The organism is Streptomyces sp. NBC_00316 (assembly GCF_036158715.1).
Classification (GTDB): Bacteria; Actinomycetota; Actinomycetes; order Streptomycetales; family Streptomycetaceae; genus Streptomyces.
On record NZ_CP108023.1, the window covers coordinates 3,012,632 to 3,029,697 of the forward strand.

The 17,066-nt window shown below is 70.8% G+C and carries 9 protein-coding genes; 6 read left to right on the forward strand and 3 right to left on the reverse strand.

The features are described from left to right. Nucleotides 1-48 precede the first annotated feature (48 nt). Nucleotides 49-1,302, reverse strand: a complete 1,254-nt coding sequence (locus tag OG878_RS13270) for a L,D-transpeptidase (RefSeq protein ID WP_328886986.1) — start codon at nt 1,300-1,302, stop codon at nt 49-51. A gap of 268 nt (nt 1,303-1,570) precedes the next feature. After that, entirely contained in the window at nt 1,571-2,794 is a 1,224-nt protein-coding gene (locus OG878_RS13275; protein WP_328891226.1) for a L,D-transpeptidase, read from the reverse strand. 203 nt (nt 2,795-2,997) lie between these two features. Here OG878_RS13275 and glgX point away from each other — a divergent pair, with 203 nt between their 5' ends. From glgX to OG878_RS13305, 6 genes are all read left to right on the forward strand, one after another. Then, nucleotides 2,998-5,214 (forward strand): glycogen debranching protein GlgX, encoded by a 2,217-nt coding sequence (glgX, locus tag OG878_RS13280; RefSeq protein WP_443049103.1) that lies wholly within the window; start codon nt 2,998-3,000, stop codon nt 5,212-5,214. 330 nt (nt 5,215-5,544) lie between these two features. Further along, nucleotides 5,545-7,437 carry an ABC transporter ATP-binding protein gene (locus OG878_RS13285; RefSeq protein WP_328886988.1) on the forward strand — a complete coding sequence of 631 codons (1,893 nt, stop codon included), beginning with the start codon at nt 5,545-5,547 and terminating at the stop codon, nt 7,435-7,437. Further along, entirely contained in the window at nt 7,434-9,428 is a 1,995-nt protein-coding gene (locus tag OG878_RS13290) for an ABC transporter ATP-binding protein (protein ID WP_328886989.1), read from the forward strand. Before OG878_RS13285 ends, OG878_RS13290 begins: the two co-directional genes overlap by 4 nt. Before the next feature lie 234 nt (nt 9,429-9,662). Then, nucleotides 9,663-11,462 carry an ABC transporter ATP-binding protein gene (locus OG878_RS13295; protein WP_328886990.1) on the forward strand — a complete coding sequence of 600 codons (1,800 nt, stop codon included), beginning with the start codon at nt 9,663-9,665 and terminating at the stop codon, nt 11,460-11,462. Next, nucleotides 11,459-13,258: an ABC transporter ATP-binding protein gene (locus OG878_RS13300; protein ID WP_328886991.1), complete on the forward strand. Its 1,800-nt coding sequence runs from the start codon at nt 11,459-11,461 to the stop codon at nt 13,256-13,258. Before OG878_RS13295 ends, OG878_RS13300 begins: the two co-directional genes overlap by 4 nt. A 378-nt stretch (nt 13,259-13,636) precedes the next feature. Then, on the forward strand, nt 13,637-15,661 hold the full coding sequence (locus OG878_RS13305; RefSeq protein ID WP_328886992.1) for a M4 family metallopeptidase: 2,025 nt from the start codon (nt 13,637-13,639) through the stop codon (nt 15,659-15,661). 109 nt (nt 15,662-15,770) lie between these two features. Here the strand turns inward: OG878_RS13305 and OG878_RS13310 are convergent, their stop codons facing one another. After that, complete coding sequence (locus tag OG878_RS13310) at nt 15,771-17,009, reverse strand: alginate lyase family protein (RefSeq protein ID WP_328886993.1); 1,239 nt, start codon at nt 17,007-17,009, stop codon at nt 15,771-15,773. Nucleotides 17,010-17,066: the final 57 nt, after the last annotated feature.

Below are 17,066 nucleotides of genomic sequence, written 5' to 3' on the forward strand. Positions count from 1 at the left end.
TGCCGTTGGTCACAGCACCGGGCCCGCTGTCGGACCGCGTGTCGCGGACTACTTGGTCCACTCGGCCCAGGACATGTTCCAGCCGTTGAGGCCGTTGTCCGGCTGGATCGTCTTGTCCTGGGAGTGCTTCACGACCACGACATCGCCGATGATCGAGTTCTCGAAGAACCAGGCCGCCGGGGCCGTCCTGCTCCCGCCGCCGCGCACGTCCTGCAGACCGACGCAGCCGTGGCTGGTGTTGACCGAGCCGAACACGCCGGATCCGCCCCAGTAGTTGCCGTGGATGAACGTGCCCGACGTGGACAGGCGCATCGCGTGCGGCACGTCCTTGATGTCGTACTCGCCGCCGAAGCCGACGGTGTCACCGTTCATCCGGGTCACCCGGAGCTTCTCGCTGATGACCATCTGCCCGTTGTACGTGGTGGTCGCCGGCGCACCCGCGGAGATCGGGATGTTCCTGATCTCCTTGCCGTCGCGGACGACCTTCATCCGGTGCGTACCCGCGTCGACCGTGCTGACCTGGCTGCGGCCGATGGTGAAGGAGATCGTCTTGGCCTGCTTGCCGTAGACCCCCGGGCGGCCCTCGACCCCGTCGAGGTTGAGCTTCACGGTGACCTTGGTGCCCGCGGCCCAGTACTTCTCCGGACGGAAGTCCAGACGGTCGTTGCCGAACCAGTGCCCCTCGACGGGGACGGACGGCTCCGCCGTCACCTCGATGGCGCTCTCGACGGCTTCCGGGGCGGTGATGCCACGGGTGAAGTGGATCGAGACCGGCATACCGACACCGACCGTGGAGCCGTCCTCCGGCGTGTACTGCCCGATGAAGGTGTTCTTCGGGACCAGCGTGGTGAACGTGGTGTCCTTCGCCGACTCACGGCCCTTGGAGTCCTTGGCGACCGCGTGCACGCTGTACTTCGTCGCCGCGGCCAGATGCTGCTCGGGCTCCCAGCTCGTGCCGTCCGCCGCGAGCTTGCCCTCGATCTCGACGCCCTTGGGGTCGGCGACCTTGACCGTCGTCAGCTTGCCCTGCTCGGCGGAGATCTTGAGCGCACCGCTGGTGGCGACGGAGTCCGCGCCGTCCTTCGGCGCGATGGTCACCACCGCCTGCGAGGCGGTCGTGTCCGCGCTCCTGCTCCCGCCACCGGGCTTGCCCTTGTTCTCCGTCTCGGTGTCTCCCCCGCCGCACGCCGTCACCAGCAACAGCAACGCGCCCAGTACCAGGGCCGCCGGCCCCGTGGTCCCCCGACCACGCCGTCTGCTGTTCGTCCCGGCCGATGTCCCCGATATCGGCTGCCCGTTCAAAGTGGTCGTCTCCCCTCACACGGCCTGGCCCCGCCAAGGCCCGGGGAGCCCGCAGGCTCCCACCCCCGCGCGCCTCACATGCGCGCTCATCGAAAGACAACCACACCGACCGTGCGGAGTTCTCCCCCTCGGATGTCACTGTTCCGTCCCAACTTGATTCGGAACATCACCAGGTGACACGCGGTGCGGAGCGCTGCGCGGGGTTTCGGATGCAGGTTCGGCGCGGGGGCCGGGTGCGGGTCCGGTGCGGAGAAGGGACCGTTCCGGGTCAGTGGAGCGCGGAGCCCGCCTTCCACTGGCCCCAGTTCAGATTCCAGCCACCGAGACCATTGTCCGGGGCGACCTTCTTGTCCTCGGAGTTGACGACCTCGACCACGTCCCCGATGCGCGACTGGTCGTAGAACCGGCCGGCCGGGGTGTCCCCGCCGCCGCCCTTCACATCCTGCAGCCCGACACAGCCGTGGCTGACGTTGGCCGAGCCGAAGATGCCCTGGGCCGCCCAGTAGTTCCCGTGGAGGAAGGTGCCGGATGCGGTGAGACGGAGGGCGTGCGGGACGTCCTTGATGTCGTACTCGCCGCCGAAGCCGACGGTCCGGCCGTCCATCCGGGTCACCTCGTGCATCTCGGTGACCACCATCTTCCCGTTGTACGTGGTCGTGCCCGGGGCGCCCGCCGTGATCGGGACCGTGTCCACGAGCCGGCCGTTGCGGCGTACCTCCATGGTGTGCTCGGCCACGTCGACCCGGGACACCTGCGAGCGGCCCACCGTGAACGTGACCGTCTTCTGCTGGGTCCCGTACACACGGGGCGCGCCCGGCACATCGCGCAGCGCCGCCGCGACAGTGACCTTGGTACCCGGCTTCCAGTAGGCGGCCGGGCGGAAGTCCAGCCGTCCGCCGCCGAACCAGTGGCCCACCACCGCTACCGCCGGCACGGACGTGATCCGGATGGCCCGCTCCACCGCCGCCCGGTTCCTGATCTCGCGGTCGAAGCGGAAGGAAACGATCATGCCGGTGCCGACGAGCGACGGCTTGTCCGGCGTGAAGGAGCTGGTGAAGCGTTGTTCGGGGATCGCGGTGGTGAAGGTGGTGTGCCGGGCCGAGCGGTGCCCGGCACCGTCCAGGGCCACCACGTCGACGGTGTACTTGGCGGAAAGGCTGAGCCGGCTCGAGGCGCCGTGCGGGGCCCAGGAGAGCCCGTCCTGCGAGATCTTTCCCCGTACGTCCCGCCGGCGTGCGTCCTCGATCCGCGTCACCTTGACGCTCTCCAGGCGCCCCGAGGAAACCTTCACCCCTACGCGGGCGTCCGCCCCGATGTCCCTGGCGCCGTCCCGCGGGACGATCGTGATCCCGCCCCGCACCGACCGCGGCTTCCCGTTGACGAATGATTCCGCGCCGGTGCAGCCGGTCAGTACGGTCAGTACGGCGAGCAGTCCTGCCCATGTCAGCACAGTGGCCAGGGTCGCCCCTGCCTTCTTCGCGTTGTGGTTCACGTCCACCCAACGATCGGGGCGGGCCCTGGGAAACGTGAGTGCGGGCCCCGCCCTGGGCAGAACAGAGGGAGGACCACACTCGAGGAGCCGCGGCCGGGACGCCGTGCGCTCCTCTTCGGTGCCGGGTCCGGACGAGCCGCGGGAGGCTGGGAGTGTCGAGCGCAGCCGAGCAGGAGACAGTGCCAGGGCCGTTCAGGAAGGCGGTGGAGCAGACATCGGGCGAGGCGGGGACCGGCTCGGAGCCGGAGCGGGCCCGCTCCGGCGGTCGGCGGCCGCCGGCCGTGTGGCCCGGCGCGCCCATGCCGCTCGGGGCCCGCTTCCGGGTGGGGCCCGACGGGGTGGCGGGCACCAACTTCGCGCTCTGGGCGGGCGGGGCCGAGGCCGTCGAGCTCTGTCTCTTCGACGAGGAGGAGAACGAGACGCGCCTCCCGCTGACCGAGCTGACCCATGAGGTCTGGCACGGTTTCGTGCCGGGCGTACGGCCGGGTCAGCGGTACGGCTACCGGGTGCACGGCCGCTGGGACCCCTGGACGGGTGCGCGGTGGAACGCGGCGAAGCTGCTCCTCGATCCGTACGCGCGGGCCGTGGACGGCACATTCACCCTGCCGGCCGAGGTGTACGGCCATGTGAGGGACTGGCCGCAGCAGCAGGTCGCCGACACCGTGCGCGACGAACGGGACTCCGCTCCGTACGTGCCCAAGGGTGTCGTCGTCCACGATGACGACGACTGGGCGGAGGACCGGCGGCCGAAGACCCCGTGGGCGGACTCCGTCATCTACGAGCTGCATGTGCGCGGTTTCACCAAGCTGCATCCGGGCATCCCGGAGGAGCTGCGGGGCACGTACGCCGGCCTCGCCCACCCGGCGGCCATCGGCCACCTGCAGCAGCTCGGGGTGACGGCGGTGGAACTGCTGCCCGTGCACCAGTTCGCCCACGAGGACCATCTGCTCCGGCGCGGGCTGCACAACTACTGGGGCTACAACTCGATCGGCTACTTCGCCCCGCACGCGGACTACTCGGCCAGCGGTACGGGAGGCCAGCAGGTCGGCGAGTTCAAGCGGATGGTGCGGGCGCTGCACGACGCCGGGATCGAGGTGATCCTCGACGTGGTCTACAACCACACGGCGGAGGCGAGCGAGCTGGGTCCGATGCTGTCGTTGCGCGGCATCGACAACCGGGGCTACTACCGGCTGCAGTCCGACGCCCGCCGGTACGCCGACTACACCGGCTGCGGCAACACCCTGCACGTGGTGCAGCCGCACGTGCTCCGGCTGATCACGGACTCGCTGCGGTACTGGGTCACGGAGATGGGCGTCGACGGCTTCCGCTTCGACCTGGCGGCGGCGCTGGCCCGCTCGATGCACGACGTCGACATGCTGTCCCCGTTCCTCGCGGTGATCGCCCAGGACCCGGTGCTGCGCCGGGTGAAACTGATCGCCGAGCCGTGGGACGTCGGCAACGGCGGCTACCAGGTCGGTGCCTTCCCCCCGCTGTGGACCGAGTGGAACGACCGCTACCGGGACGCCGTACGGGACTTCTGGCGCGGCGCCCTGCCCGACGTCCGGGATCTCGGCTACCGGCTGACCGGGTCCAGCGACCTGTACGCGTGGGGCGGCCGCCGCCCGTACGCCTCGGTCAACTTCATCACCGCGCACGACGGCTTCACCCTGCGCGACCTGGTCACGTACGAGCAGAAGCACAACGAGGCCAACGGCGAGGGCAACCGGGACGGCACGTCGGACAACCGGGCCTGGAACTGCGGCGCCGAGGGCGAGACCGACGACCCCGGAGTCAATGCGCTGCGCCGCCGCCAGCTGCGCAATCTGCTTACGACGCTGCTGCTGTCGACCGGGGTGCCGATGCTGGTCGCGGGCGACGAGATGGGGCGTACGCAGGACGGCAACAACAACGCGTACTGCCAGGACAACGAGGTCAGCTGGCTGGACTGGTCCCTGCTCGACCGGCCCGAGTGGCGGGGGCTGACCGAGCTCACCGCCCGGGTGCTCGCGCTGCGCCATGCCCATCCGGTGCTGCGCCGCAGGGCGTTCTTCTCCGGCCGGCCGCAGGCCGCGGACGGGCTGCGCGACCTGGCGTGGTTCACCCGGCAGGGCAAGGAGATGACGGAGGCGGACTGGTACGCACCGGCCGCGGCGGTCGGCCTGTATCTCTCCGGGCGCGACATCCCGGGCCGCGACGCGCGCGGTGAGCAGGTCACCGACGACAGCTTCCTGGCCATCCTGCACGCCGCAGACCGCCCGAGCAGCTTCCGGCTTCCGGGGCCGCCGTGGGCGCAGGCGTACGAACTGGTGCTGGACACCTCGCAGGAGGACCAGTCCACCGCGCCGGCGACGGTGCACGGGGGCAACCAGCTGCTGACGGTGCCGGCAAGGTCGGTGGTGCTGTTGCGGGTCAGGGAGTGAAGACGGCGGGGGCCGGGTGGGAGGTGCTGTACAGCTCCGGCGCACCGTGAGCTCGGCCTGCCGCTCGCTCTCCCGGAACCGGGCCCGAGCCGGTGCGTCACCCGGTCGTGGTCGGCCACGCCCGTTCACATCCATGGTGGCCATGGGCACGAGAATCCCGCCGGGCGGGCCCGCAGGGCATCGGCCATTGCGCTCCCATCGGCATCGGCCGATCGGTTGATCCCTGGTGCGATGCGGGGGCCCGGGGCCCTGCCGCGTGGGGGCACATGTCGACACGGCGAGAAAAAACCAGATGAGCGATGTCAGTGGTGAACCGTAGGCTCGCCCCTGATGCCCGAGAACCATGTAGAGCCCAAGGACCGGTCCGCCGCGCACTCCCTGCTGCGGTTGTGGCCTTATGTGAAGCCTGTCCGGATCCGTCTGTTCGGCGCGGCTGCCGTGGCGATCGTCGCCTCCTGCCTCGGCCTGGTGATCCCCCTCGTACTGAAGTGGATCGTGGACGGCCCGGTCGCACACCACGATCCGGGCGGAGTCTGGCTCGGCGCGCTCTACCTGCTCCTGCTGGGCATCGCCGAGGCGCTCCTGTTCGGACTGCGGCGATGGATGGTGGCGCGCCCGCTGGCGGGTGTCGAGGCATCGATGCGGGCCGACCTCTACCGGCATCTGCAACGGCTGCCGGTGGCCTTCCACGACCGCTGGGCGTCGGGTCAGCTGCTGTCGCGCGGAACCACGGATCTGATGCTGCTGCGCATGTTCCTGGCCTTTCCGCTGACGTTCCTGCTGGTCAACGCCACCACGATTCTGGCCGGTTTCGTCATTCTGCTGGTCCAGCAATGGACGCTGGGCCTGGTGCTGCTGGCGCCGGTCGTACCGCTGGTGATCCTCTGCTCGGTCTTCGAGACGAAGTACGCGCTGGTGGCGCGCAAGGCCCAGGACCAGGTCGGCGACCTGACCACGGTCGTCGAGGAGAGCGTGCTCGGCATCCGCATCATCAAGGGTTTCGGCCGGCACCGCAGCCAGGCGCTCGCCTTCCACGGCCTGTCGCAGCGGCTGCGCGGCACGGAACTCGACAAGGCGCGGTTGCTGGCGGGCATCTGGGCCTTCATCACCACGATCCCCGAGCTGGCCATCGGGGCGGCACTCGTGCTCGGCACCATCCAGGTCGCGGACGGGGGGCTGTCGGCGGGCACGCTGGTCGCGTTCCTGTCGACCGCGCTGGCGCTGCGGTGGCCGGTCGAGTCGATCGGCTTCCTGCTGGCGATGAGCCAGGAGTCGGCGACCGCGACCGAGCGGTTCTTCGAAGTGATGGACGTGGCGGAGGAACACGACACGGCCGGCGACGCGTCCGCCGAGTCGTCCGGAGCACCGTCCGGGACCGACGGAATGGTCTTCGAAGGAGTCGAGTTCCGCTACCCCGACGCGGAGGCCGGATCCGTACCCGTACTCACCCGGATCGATCTGCGGATCCGGCCCGGGGAGACAATGGCCCTGGTCGGGGCCACGGGATCCGGGAAGACGACGCTCACCGCGCTCGTGCCGCGGCTGCACGACGCCACCGCCGGGCGGATCACGCTGGACGGTGTCGACATCACCGCCATGCCGCGCGAGCAGCTGCGCAAGCTGGTGTCCGTGGCGTTCGAGGAGCCGACGCTCTTCTCCGCGACTGTCGGGGAGAACGTCCTCATGGGCGCCGAGGGCGCCGGGGAGGACGACCTGCGGCGGGCGCTGTCGATCGCGCAGGCCGACTTCGTGCACGACCTGCCGCAGGGAGTCGACACGCAGGTCGGCGAACAGGGACTCAGCCTCTCCGGCGGTCAGCGGCAGCGCCTCGCGCTGGCCCGCGCCGTCGTCGGGCAGCCGCGCTTCCTGGTGCTCGACGACCCGCTCTCGGCACTGGATGTGCACACGGAGACGCTGGTGGAGGCCGCCCTGCGGCGTGTGCTGGAGTCGACCACGGCCGTCGTGGTCGCGCACCGGCCGTCCACGGTGATGCTCGCGGACCGGGTCGCGCTGCTGTCGGAGGGCAGGATCAGCGCGGTCGGCACGCACCAGGAACTGCTGCGGAGCAACGCCGAGTACGCCTGGCTGATGTCCGGCGCCGAGAGCGCGCTGCCCCCTGAACCCACCGACTACGAGGCCGCCGAGGACACGCTTGCCGCATACGCGTCCGGCGACGGCGCACGTGCCATGGATGTCCCTGCCGAGGAGGGCAGTGCCCGATGACCAACGCGACGACAGGGTGTCCCACGGGAACGGACGGCGACGACGGGAACAGCCCGAGAACCGGCCCGTCACCGTCCAATTCGGTCACGGGCACAAAGACCCTGGCCCGCGCCCCGCAGGGAACGGAACAGCGCGGCGGGCCGCGCCGGCGGACCGGGACCGCCCCGGATCCCGCCTCCCCCGTCCCCACCGACGGGGCCGGGGATCCCTTCGACCGGGACGACCTGCCCACGCCGCGGGGCGCGACGCGCGCCCTGCTGGTGTCCCTGCTCGGCCCGCTCAGGGGCCGGGTCGTGGTGGCCGCGCTGTTCCTGCTGATCCAGCAGGTCGCGGTCCAGGCAGGTCCGCTGCTCGTGGCGTACGCGATCGACAGCGGTGTGCCCGCGTTCCGGGACGAGGACTACGGACCGCTGATCGCCGTGGGCATCGGATACGCCCTGTGCTCGGCAGGCGCGGGAAGCATGCAGTGGGCGTTCATCCAGGCCTCCGCCAAGATCAACCAGGAGGTGCTGCTCGATCTCCGCGGGCGGATCTTCCGCCATGCGCAGGCGCTGAGTGTGGACTTCCACGAGCGCTACACCTCGGGCCGGCTGATCTCGCGCTCCACCACGGATGTGGAGTCGCTGCGGGAGCTGCTCAGCGAGGGGCTGCAGGAACTGATCGGCGTGGTGCTCTCCTTCGTGTCCATCTCGCTGATGCTCCTGTGGCTGGACTTCGGTCTCGGTGCGGTCGCCGTGCTCTCGTTCGTGCCGCTGTATCTGCTGGTGCGGCGCTACCAGCGGCGGGCCGGCGAGATCTTCGCCCAGCGGTCGACGGCGATCGCCGCGGTCATCGTGAAGTTCGCCGAGACGATGAACGGCATCCGTCCCGTCCAGGCCTTCCGCCGCGAGCCCGTCAACGACGCGGGGTTCGAGAGGCTCAACCAGCGGCACTGCCGGACGAACGGTGACGCGCTGCTGGAGATGGCGCGCTACGTCGTCGGCTCCCGGCTGGTCGCCAACACGGCGGTCGCCGGGATCGTGCTGTGGGGTGCGTACCGGGTCGCCTCCGGCACGCTCGCTCTCGGCGTGCTGGCCGCGTCCGTGCTCTACCTGCGACGGCTGTACGACCCGATCGACCGGCTCGGCATGTTCCTCAACTCGTACCAGTCGGCCGGGGCTTCGCTGCAGAAGATCGCGGGGCTGCTGGCCCAGACCCCCACCGTCCCGGAGACGTCGAACCCGCGGGAGCTGCCGGCCCGCGCGGGTGAGCACCCCGGCCGGGACGTGGTCTTCGACGGGGTCCGCTTCGCCTACCGGACGGGCGGCGAGGTGCTGCCCCGCTTCGATCTGACGATCCGGGCCGGGCAGACGGTGGCCGTGGTCGGATCGACGGGCGCCGGGAAGTCGACGCTCGCCAAGCTGCTGGCCCGGTTCTACGACCCGACCGACGGCCGGGTGCTGCTGGACGGAACCGATCTGCGGGATCTGGCCACGCCCGAACTGCGGCGCGGCGTGGTGATGGTGACCCAGGAGGCGTTCCTGTTCTCGGGGACGGTCGCCGAGAACATCGCCATCGGCCGCCCGGACGCCACCCGCGCAGAGATCGAGCAGGCCGCGAAGGCGATCGGCGCGCACGACTTCATCAGCGGCCTGCCGGACGGGTACGACACGGACGTGCGCAAGAGGGGCGGGCGCATCTCGGCCGGCCAGCGCCAGTTGGTCGCCTTCGCCCGCGCCCTGCTCGCCGACCCGGCGGTGCTGATTCTCGACGAGGCGACGAGCTCCCTGGACATCCCGGGCGAACGGGCGGTGCAGCGGGCCATGGACACGGTGCTGCACGGCCGTACCGCGGTCGTGATCGCGCACCGGCTGTCGACCGTGGAGATCGCGGACCGGGTCCTGGTGATGGAGCACGGCCGGATCGTGGAGGACGGCTCCCCGTCCGACCTCATCGGTGGCACGGGCCGGTTCGCCGGACTCCATCGCGCCTGGCGGGAGAGCCTGGCCTGAGACGACTGCCGGACCGTCGGCGACGGCCCCCCGTCGACCTCCCGCGCCGGGGGTCACCAACGGCTGTCCCGTCATCCCTGGTGGATCGGTGCGCGGCGTCGGATGTGGTGCATCGCAAGGCGGCGGAGCGTCCTCGTACCGGGCGTATTCAGGCGTTCCGGCAACGCGGCGAGGTGCCGCAGCTGTCGCTGTGCGCCCGCCAGGGATGACGGGACAGCCGTTAGGGTGCAGTACATGACAGACCGGCGCGCGGATCACCCTGTCGGCCGGTCCGCGGACCGGGAGAGCCCGGACCGTCGCGGGCCCGGGCGGTATCTGTGGTGGCTGGTCACCCGGCAGGGGCGGCGCGTTGCCGCCGGGGCGCTGCTGGGCAGCTCCTGGATGGTCTGCCTGACCCTGCCGCCGTACCTGCTGTCGCGCGCCATCGACGACGGGCTGCAGTCCGGGGACCGCTCCGCACTGGCCGGCTGGGTCGCGGCGCTGGTGGCTGTCGGATTGCTCAACGCCTGGCTGGCCATCATGCGGCACCGCACGATGACCAGGGTGCGGCTCGACGCCGCCTTCCGCACGGTGCGGGCCGTGGTCGCCCAGGCGACCCGACTGGGTGCGGCGCTGCCGCGCCGGGCCACGGCCGGAGAGGTCGTCACCATCGGGTTCGGTGACGTCGCGATGATCGCCAATACGCTCACCGTCACCGGTCCGGGCGTCGGTGCCGTCCTCGCCTATGTCGTCGTGGCGGCACTGCTGTTGAACGTGGCGCCGCTGCTCGCCGCGGTCGTACTGCTGGGCGTGCCCCTGCTCGCGGTGCTGGTCGGCCCGCTGCTGGCGCGGCTTCAGGGAGCCGAGACGGCGTACCGCGACCGGCAGTCCGGCCTCGCCGCCCGTTTCGCCGACATCGCCGGCGGTCTGCGGGTCCTCAACGGCATCGGCGGCAAGGACGTGTACGCCGATCGCTACCGGCGGGGCTCCCAGGAGCTGCAGGCGGAGGGGTACCGGGTGGGGGCGGTGACCAGCTGGATCCAGGCTCTCGGCGTCGGTCTGCCCACCCTGTTCCTGGGCACCGTGACGTGGCTGGCGGCCCGGATGGCCGCGCAGGGCGACATCACCGTCGGCGAACTGGTCGCGGTGTACGGGTACACGGCCGTTCTCGTCGCCCCCGTCTCCTTCTTCATCGAGGGCGGCTACGACATCGGCCGCGGCCTGGTCGCCGCGCGCAGAGTCATCCGCTTCCTGTCCCTGGAGCCCGACCCGGTGGGCCGGACGGCGACCTCGGCGCCTCTGGACGGACCCGATTCGCCCTCCGTCCTCCGCGATCCGGCATCCGGCGTCGAGGTGTTCCCCGCCACCCTGACCGCTCTGGTCAGCGCCCGGCCGTCGGAGTCCGCGACGGTGATCGACCGGCTCGGCCGCTTCGTCGCATCGGCGGCGACCTGGGGCACGGCCCGCCTCGACGAGATCGACCTGGCCCAGGTCCGCGCACGGATCCTCGTCGCCGACAACGAGGCAGACCTGTTCGCGGGCACGCTGCGCGACGTCCTCGCCGGCAGCCGGGACCGGGACGAGGAGTCGCTCCGCCGCGCCGTCGATGCGGCCATGGCCCAGGACGTCGTCCGCGGGCTGCCGGACGGGCTCGGCTCCGCCGTCGACGCGCAGGGCCGCAATCTCTCCGGCGGTCAGCGGCAGCGTGTCCGCCTCGTCCGGGCCCTGCTGGCCGATCCCGAGATTCTCCTGGCGGTCGAGCCGACCTCGGCCGTCGACGCGCACACCGAGGCGGCCATGGCGACCCGGCTGCGCACCGCACGGTCCGGCCGCACCACAGTCGTCACCAGCACCTCCCCTCTCGTCCTGGACCAGGCCGACACCGTCTACTACCTGGTCGACGGTTCCGTCGCGGCCGTCGGCACCCATCGCGACCTGCTGGGCGGGCACCCCGGTTACCGTCTGCTGGTGTCCCGCGGTGCGGACGATGACGACGTCGCCCACGTGGGCGACGGAGCCGAAGCCGCCCCGGCACCCCGGAAGGCCACCCCATGACCGCCCCTTCTTCCCCTGCCCGGCCGCCGTCCGGGGCACTGCCGGTCGCCGAACCGTTCCGGATCCGTCGCGCGGCACTCGGGCTGATCCGGCAGGACGGCCGGGCCTTCGCCGCTCTGCTCGCGCTCAACGCGCTGGCCGCCGGCGCCGGACTCGTCGCCCCGTGGCTGCTCGGCCGCGTCATCGACGAGGTCAGGTCGGGCGGCGCAGTCGGCACCGTGGACCGGCTGGCACTCACCATCCTGGTCTTCGCCCTGGCGCAGCTCCTGCTGGCCCGCTACGCCGGCCTGGTCGGACACCGCTTCGGCGAACGCACTTTGGCGCGCGTCCGCGAGCAGTTCACCGACCGCGCACTGGCCTTGCCCGCGTCGGTGGTCGAGCGCGCCGGTACGGGTGACCTGACGACCCGCGGCACCGCGGACGTCGCGGCGGTCGGCACCACGCTCCGCGACGTCGGGCCCGATGTGCTGATCGCCGGCGTCCAGGCGCTGTTCGTCCTCGGAGCGGTCTTCGTGCTCAACCCCTTGCTGGGCGCCTGCGGCGTGCTCGGGCTGCTCGGCATCTGGTTCGCCGTCCGCTGGTATCTGCGCCGGGCACTCTGCGCCTACCTGGCCGAGGGTGCGGCCAACTCGGCATTGGCGGAACAGCTGGCCGCCACCGCCGCCGGCGCCCGCACCGTCGAGGCGCTCGGGCTGCAGCAGAGCCGTATCGATGCATGTCAGCGGGCGATCGAGGAGTGCCGGCGCACCCGGACCCGCACGCTCTTCCTGCGCAGTGTGCTCTTCCCCGCCGTGGACATCTCCTATGTCGTTCCCGTGGCCGGTGTCCTGCTGATCGGTGGTGTGCTGCACGACCACGGCGTCATGAGTCTGGGTGCGGTGGTCGCCTCGGCCCTGTATCTGCGGCAGCTCTCCCAGCCGCTGGACACCATCCTGCAGCGGGTCGAACAGCTGCAGAGCAGCAGTGCGTCCTTCGCCAGGGTCGAGGGGATCGGGGTGGTACCGCACATACCGCCGTCCGGCTCCCGGACCCCGGCGGACGACCGGATCGAAGTGACGGGTGTGCGCTACGCCTACGAAGGCGCGCACGGCGTCGGCGGCGACGTCCTGCACGGAGTCGATCTGACGGTCCGGCCCGGCGAACACCTGGCGATCGTCGGCCCGTCCGGCGCCGGCAAGACCACGTTGGGCAGGCTGCTGGCCGGCGTGGACGTTCCGCGCACCGGCTCGGTGACGGTGGGCCGGGTACCGGTGGCCGGCCTGGCACCCGACCAGTTGCGCCGGCAGGTCGTGCTCGTCACCCAGGAGCACCATGTGTTCCTCGGCACGGTCCGGGACAACCTGCGGATGGCGGCCCCGTCGGCCACCGATGCCGAACTGCGTGCGGCACTCGCCGCCGTCGGCGCCGAGTGGGCGGGCGAGCTCCCGGACGGCCTGGACACCGATCTGGGCCATGGCGGACACCGCCCGGACGGCGCGCAGGCCCAGCAACTCGCGCTGGCACGTGTCGTACTGGCCGACCCCCACACGCTGATACTCGACGAGGCCACCGCTCTCCTGGACCCGCGGACCGCACGGCACACGGAGCGAGCGCTGGCCGCCGTCCTCGAGGGCAGAACCGTGATCGCGATCGCGCACCGCCTGCAGACCGCTCATGACGCGGACCGGGTGGCCGTCATGGAGGACGGCCGGATCACCGAACTCGGCACTCACGACGACCTGGTGGCCGCCGGCGGCGCCTACGCCGCGCTCTGGCGTTCCTGGCACGGCGACCGTTCTTCTTCGGCCTCCTCGTGAACAGGGCGGCTCTCCGGCGGGCCTGCGCATCGAGGAGTGGAGGGCCCGGAACCAGCCATGGCCCGCGGCCGTTCCGTCCCTCGTCCTTCGCTCCGTGCTCAACTCGCTGTTCGAACACGACGGGTGCGGACTCGAAGTCCGTCAGCGCGCCGAATGCAGCGTGCGCAGCCCCCCGGACGACGCTGCGGTGATACTCGGCGAAACGTCCGCTTAACGAACATGAACTCTCTACCAACGGACGAATTCCGGCCAAGTTGTTGACGCGGTCCTGACAGGAGCGTCCATCTGCTGACACTCTTCCCCCGTTCTGCTCACTGCTTGCTCTGCCCGGGCCGGCTCACCCAGCCGCCCGGTACCCCCCTCGCAGAAGGAGTCCGCGTGAGATCCACACCCAGCCGTCGCACCACCGCGACAGGCGCCCTGATTGCCGCAGCAGCCCTCCTCGCCGTAGGTGTCCAGACCGGCACGGCAACCGCCTCGCCCGACACGGCCACCGCCGCCCCGGCCGCCACCAAGGTCAATCACGGTGCGCTGGCCAAGCAGCTCTCCCCGTCCGAGCGCGCCGAGCTGATACGCGAGGCCAACGCGAGCAAGGCGGCCACGGCAAAGGAGCTCGGTCTCGGCTCCCAGGAGAAGCTCGTCGTCCGGGATGTCATCCAGGACAACGACGGCACCACGCACACCCGTTACGAGCGCACCTTCAGCGGACTTCCCGTCCTCGGCGGCGACCTGATCGTCCAGGAGTCCAAGGCCGGTGCGACCGAGAGCGTCACCAAGGCCTCCAAGGTCACCTCGGCCCAGCTGAAGACCGTCGGCACCGCCGCCGACGTCGCCCCGGCCAAGGCCGAGGCGCAGGCGCTCGGCGCCGCCAAGGACGCCGGCTCCGAGAAGGCCGTGGCCGACCGGGCACCCCGCAAGGTGGTCTGGATGGCCCAGGGCAAGCCGCAGCTGGCGTACGAGACCGTCGTCGGCGGACTCCAGGACGACGGCACCCCCAACGAACTGCACGTCGTCACCGACGCGTCCACCGGCGCGAAGCTCTACGAGTGGCAGGCCATCGAGACCGGCACGGGCAACACCCAGTACAGCGGCCAGGTCACGCTCGGCACCGCCCCGTCGTACACGCTGACCGACACGACACGCGGCAACCACAAGACGTACAACCTGAACCACGGCACGTCCGGCACCGGGACGCTCTTCTCCGGCTCCGACGACGTCTGGGGCAACGGAAACCCGACGAACGTCGAGACTGCGGCGGCGGACGCGCACTACGGCGCGGCCGAGACCTGGGACTACTACAAGAACGTGCAGGGCCGCACCGGTATCCGCGGCGACGGCATCGGCGCGTACTCCCGCGTCCACTACGGCAACAGCTACGTCAACGCCTTCTGGGACGACAGCTGCTTCTGCATGACCTACGGCGACGGCAGCGGCAACGCCGCACCGCTGACCTCCCTGGACGTGGCCGCGCACGAGATGACGCACGGTGTCACCTCCGCCACCGCCGGCCTGGTGTACAGCGGCGAGTCCGGCGGTCTCAACGAGGCGACCAGCGACATCATGGCCGCCGCGGTCGAGTTCTACTCCAACAACGCCACCGACGTGGGCGACTACCTGGTCGGCGAGAAGATCGACATCAACGGCGACGGCACCCCGCTGCGCTACATGGACAAGCCGAGCAAGGACGGCGGGTCGAAGGACTCCTGGTACTCCGGTATCGGCAACGTGGACGTCCACTACTCCTCGGGTCCCGCGAACCACTTCTTCTACCTGCTCTCCGAGGGCAGCGGTGCCAAGACCGTCAACGGCGTCTCGTACAACTCGCCGACCTCCGACGGTCTGCCGGTCACCGGCATCGGCCGCGACAAGGCCGCGCTGATCTGGTACAAGGCGCTCACCACCAAGTTCGGTTCCACGACGAACTACGCGGCGGCCCGTACCGGGACCCTCGCCGTGGCCGGTGAGCTGTACGGCACGAGCAGCGCCGAGTACAAGTCGGTGGCCGATGCCTGGGCCGGCGTCAACGTCGGCTCGCGCCCCGGCGGCGGCACCGGCGGCACGGTCTTCCAGAACACCACCCACGTCGCCATTCCGGACAACGGCGCGGCCGTCACCAGCTCGGTCAGCGTCACCGGGATCACCGGCAACGCGCCCAGCACCCTTCAGGTCGGGGTGGACATCACCCACACCTGGCGCGGTGACCTCGTCATCGACCTCGTCGCTCCGGACGGAACGGCCTACCGGCTGAAGAACTCCTCGTCGTCCGACTCGGCGGACAACGTCCAGACGACCTACACGGTCAACGCGTCGTCCGAGGTCGCCAACGGCACCTGGAAGCTGAAGGTCCAGGACGTCGCCTCGCAGGACACCGGCACCATCAACAGCTTCAAGCTGACCTTCTGAGCCAGGCAGCACGTTCGCGGCAGTCGATGACCGGAACCGCCCGGGAGGGACTCTCCTTCCTCTCGGGCGGTTCCGCCGTTCCGCGATGCGGCTTGCCGCTGGATGCGGGTCAGTTGGGGTTGTTCGCGTGGGTCAGGGTCTCCCAGGCGACGAACAGGTTGTTGGTCCCGGCGGGCCTCTGCTGTTCGGTGAGGGTCTGGGTGTTGGTCATGGCGATGCCCATCCGGTTGTGCAGGGCGTTGAAGCCGACTTCGGTGACCGGACCGAGGCTGTCCTTGAGCGTGCCACCGCACAGGTCGGCCGGGACTGCCGCGCCCAGCTGGTACTTCGCGTGCAGACCCAGTGCGTGGCGCAGGCGTTCGGCGATCTCCGGGTAGAGGTCCTGCCCCTGGATCCGGCTGGTCTCGGCGATGTGGGAGATGGCGGAGATGCCGTAGCCGGTGTGGGTGAGATCGCGGCAGGTCTCCTGGGAGAGGCCGTCCATGAAGGTCGACTGGCCCTGCCAGTAGTTGATGATCTCGTCGCGGGTGTCGAGGCCACTTCCCGGTGCGGCCTTCGGCAGGGCGCCGTCGGCGGTGATGTAGACGTATGCGGGGACGCGTCCGCGGAACTTGGTGACGGCCTTGTCGTAGGCGGTGCGGTCCTCGAGGAAGACCGCGATCCCGATCGCGGCCTCGGTCATGCTCAGTTCCCAGTTCCCGTTGCTGTTGGAGCCGTTGACGACCTTGGGGAGGTAGACGTTGCGCAGCATGGTGGCGAAGCGGCCGGAGTTCGGCCAGCTGCTGTACGTGTACTTGATGATCTCGGCGGCCCGGGGCCAGGAGGAGCCGGCCCAGCCGGTCTGAAGCGGGGCGTTGCTGTTGGTGTGGTCCTGGATCACGGCCGACCAGGCGTCCATGATGGCGATCGACTTCTGGGCGTAGCGGCTGTCCTGGGTGATGTACCAGGCCAGCGCGAGGGTGTACGCGGCTATCGCGTCCTCGCGTTCGTCGGTGCAGCCGTAGTTGGGGTTGGAGTACGAGCCGCATTCCACGACGGCGCGCGGCTTGGCGGTGCGGGTGAGCGAGGCGTACTTGCTGGCCATCATCTGGTCGTACGCGCTCTTCCAGGGCTGGGCGCCGGCCTGCACCTTGGTGCGTACGAAGTCGAGTTGGGGGCGGCTGACGAGGACGCCGGGGTGGGTGAAGGCGGCGGGGGCCTCGGCCGCGGCGGCCTGCATCGCCCGGGGATTCGCGGCGGGCGCGGCTCTGCCGGCCGATGCCGGGGGGACGAGGGCCGCGGTGAGCAGGGCGGCCAGTGCCGTGGCGAGGCCGCGGCCGAGGCCGCGCCCGATGGATCCGGTACGCATGTGGGGTGCCTTCCGGTGCGGAGGTGGTCCGGCAACTCTCCCCGGAGCCGGTCCAGT

Coding starts and splice junctions, on each gene's coding strand:
- OG878_RS13285 (WP_328886988.1), top strand. CDS start 5,545: ATGCCCGAGAACCATGTAGAGCCCAAGGACCGGTCCGCCGCGCACTCC.
- OG878_RS13290 (WP_328886989.1), top strand. CDS start 7,434: ATGACCAACGCGACGACAGGGTGTCCCACGGGAACGGACGGCGACGAC.
- OG878_RS13295 (WP_328886990.1), top strand. CDS start 9,663: ATGACAGACCGGCGCGCGGATCACCCTGTCGGCCGGTCCGCGGACCGG.
- OG878_RS13300 (WP_328886991.1), top strand. CDS start 11,459: ATGACCGCCCCTTCTTCCCCTGCCCGGCCGCCGTCCGGGGCACTGCCG.
- OG878_RS13310 (WP_328886993.1), bottom strand. CDS start 17,009: ATGCGTACCGGATCCATCGGGCGCGGCCTCGGCCGCGGCCTCGCCACG.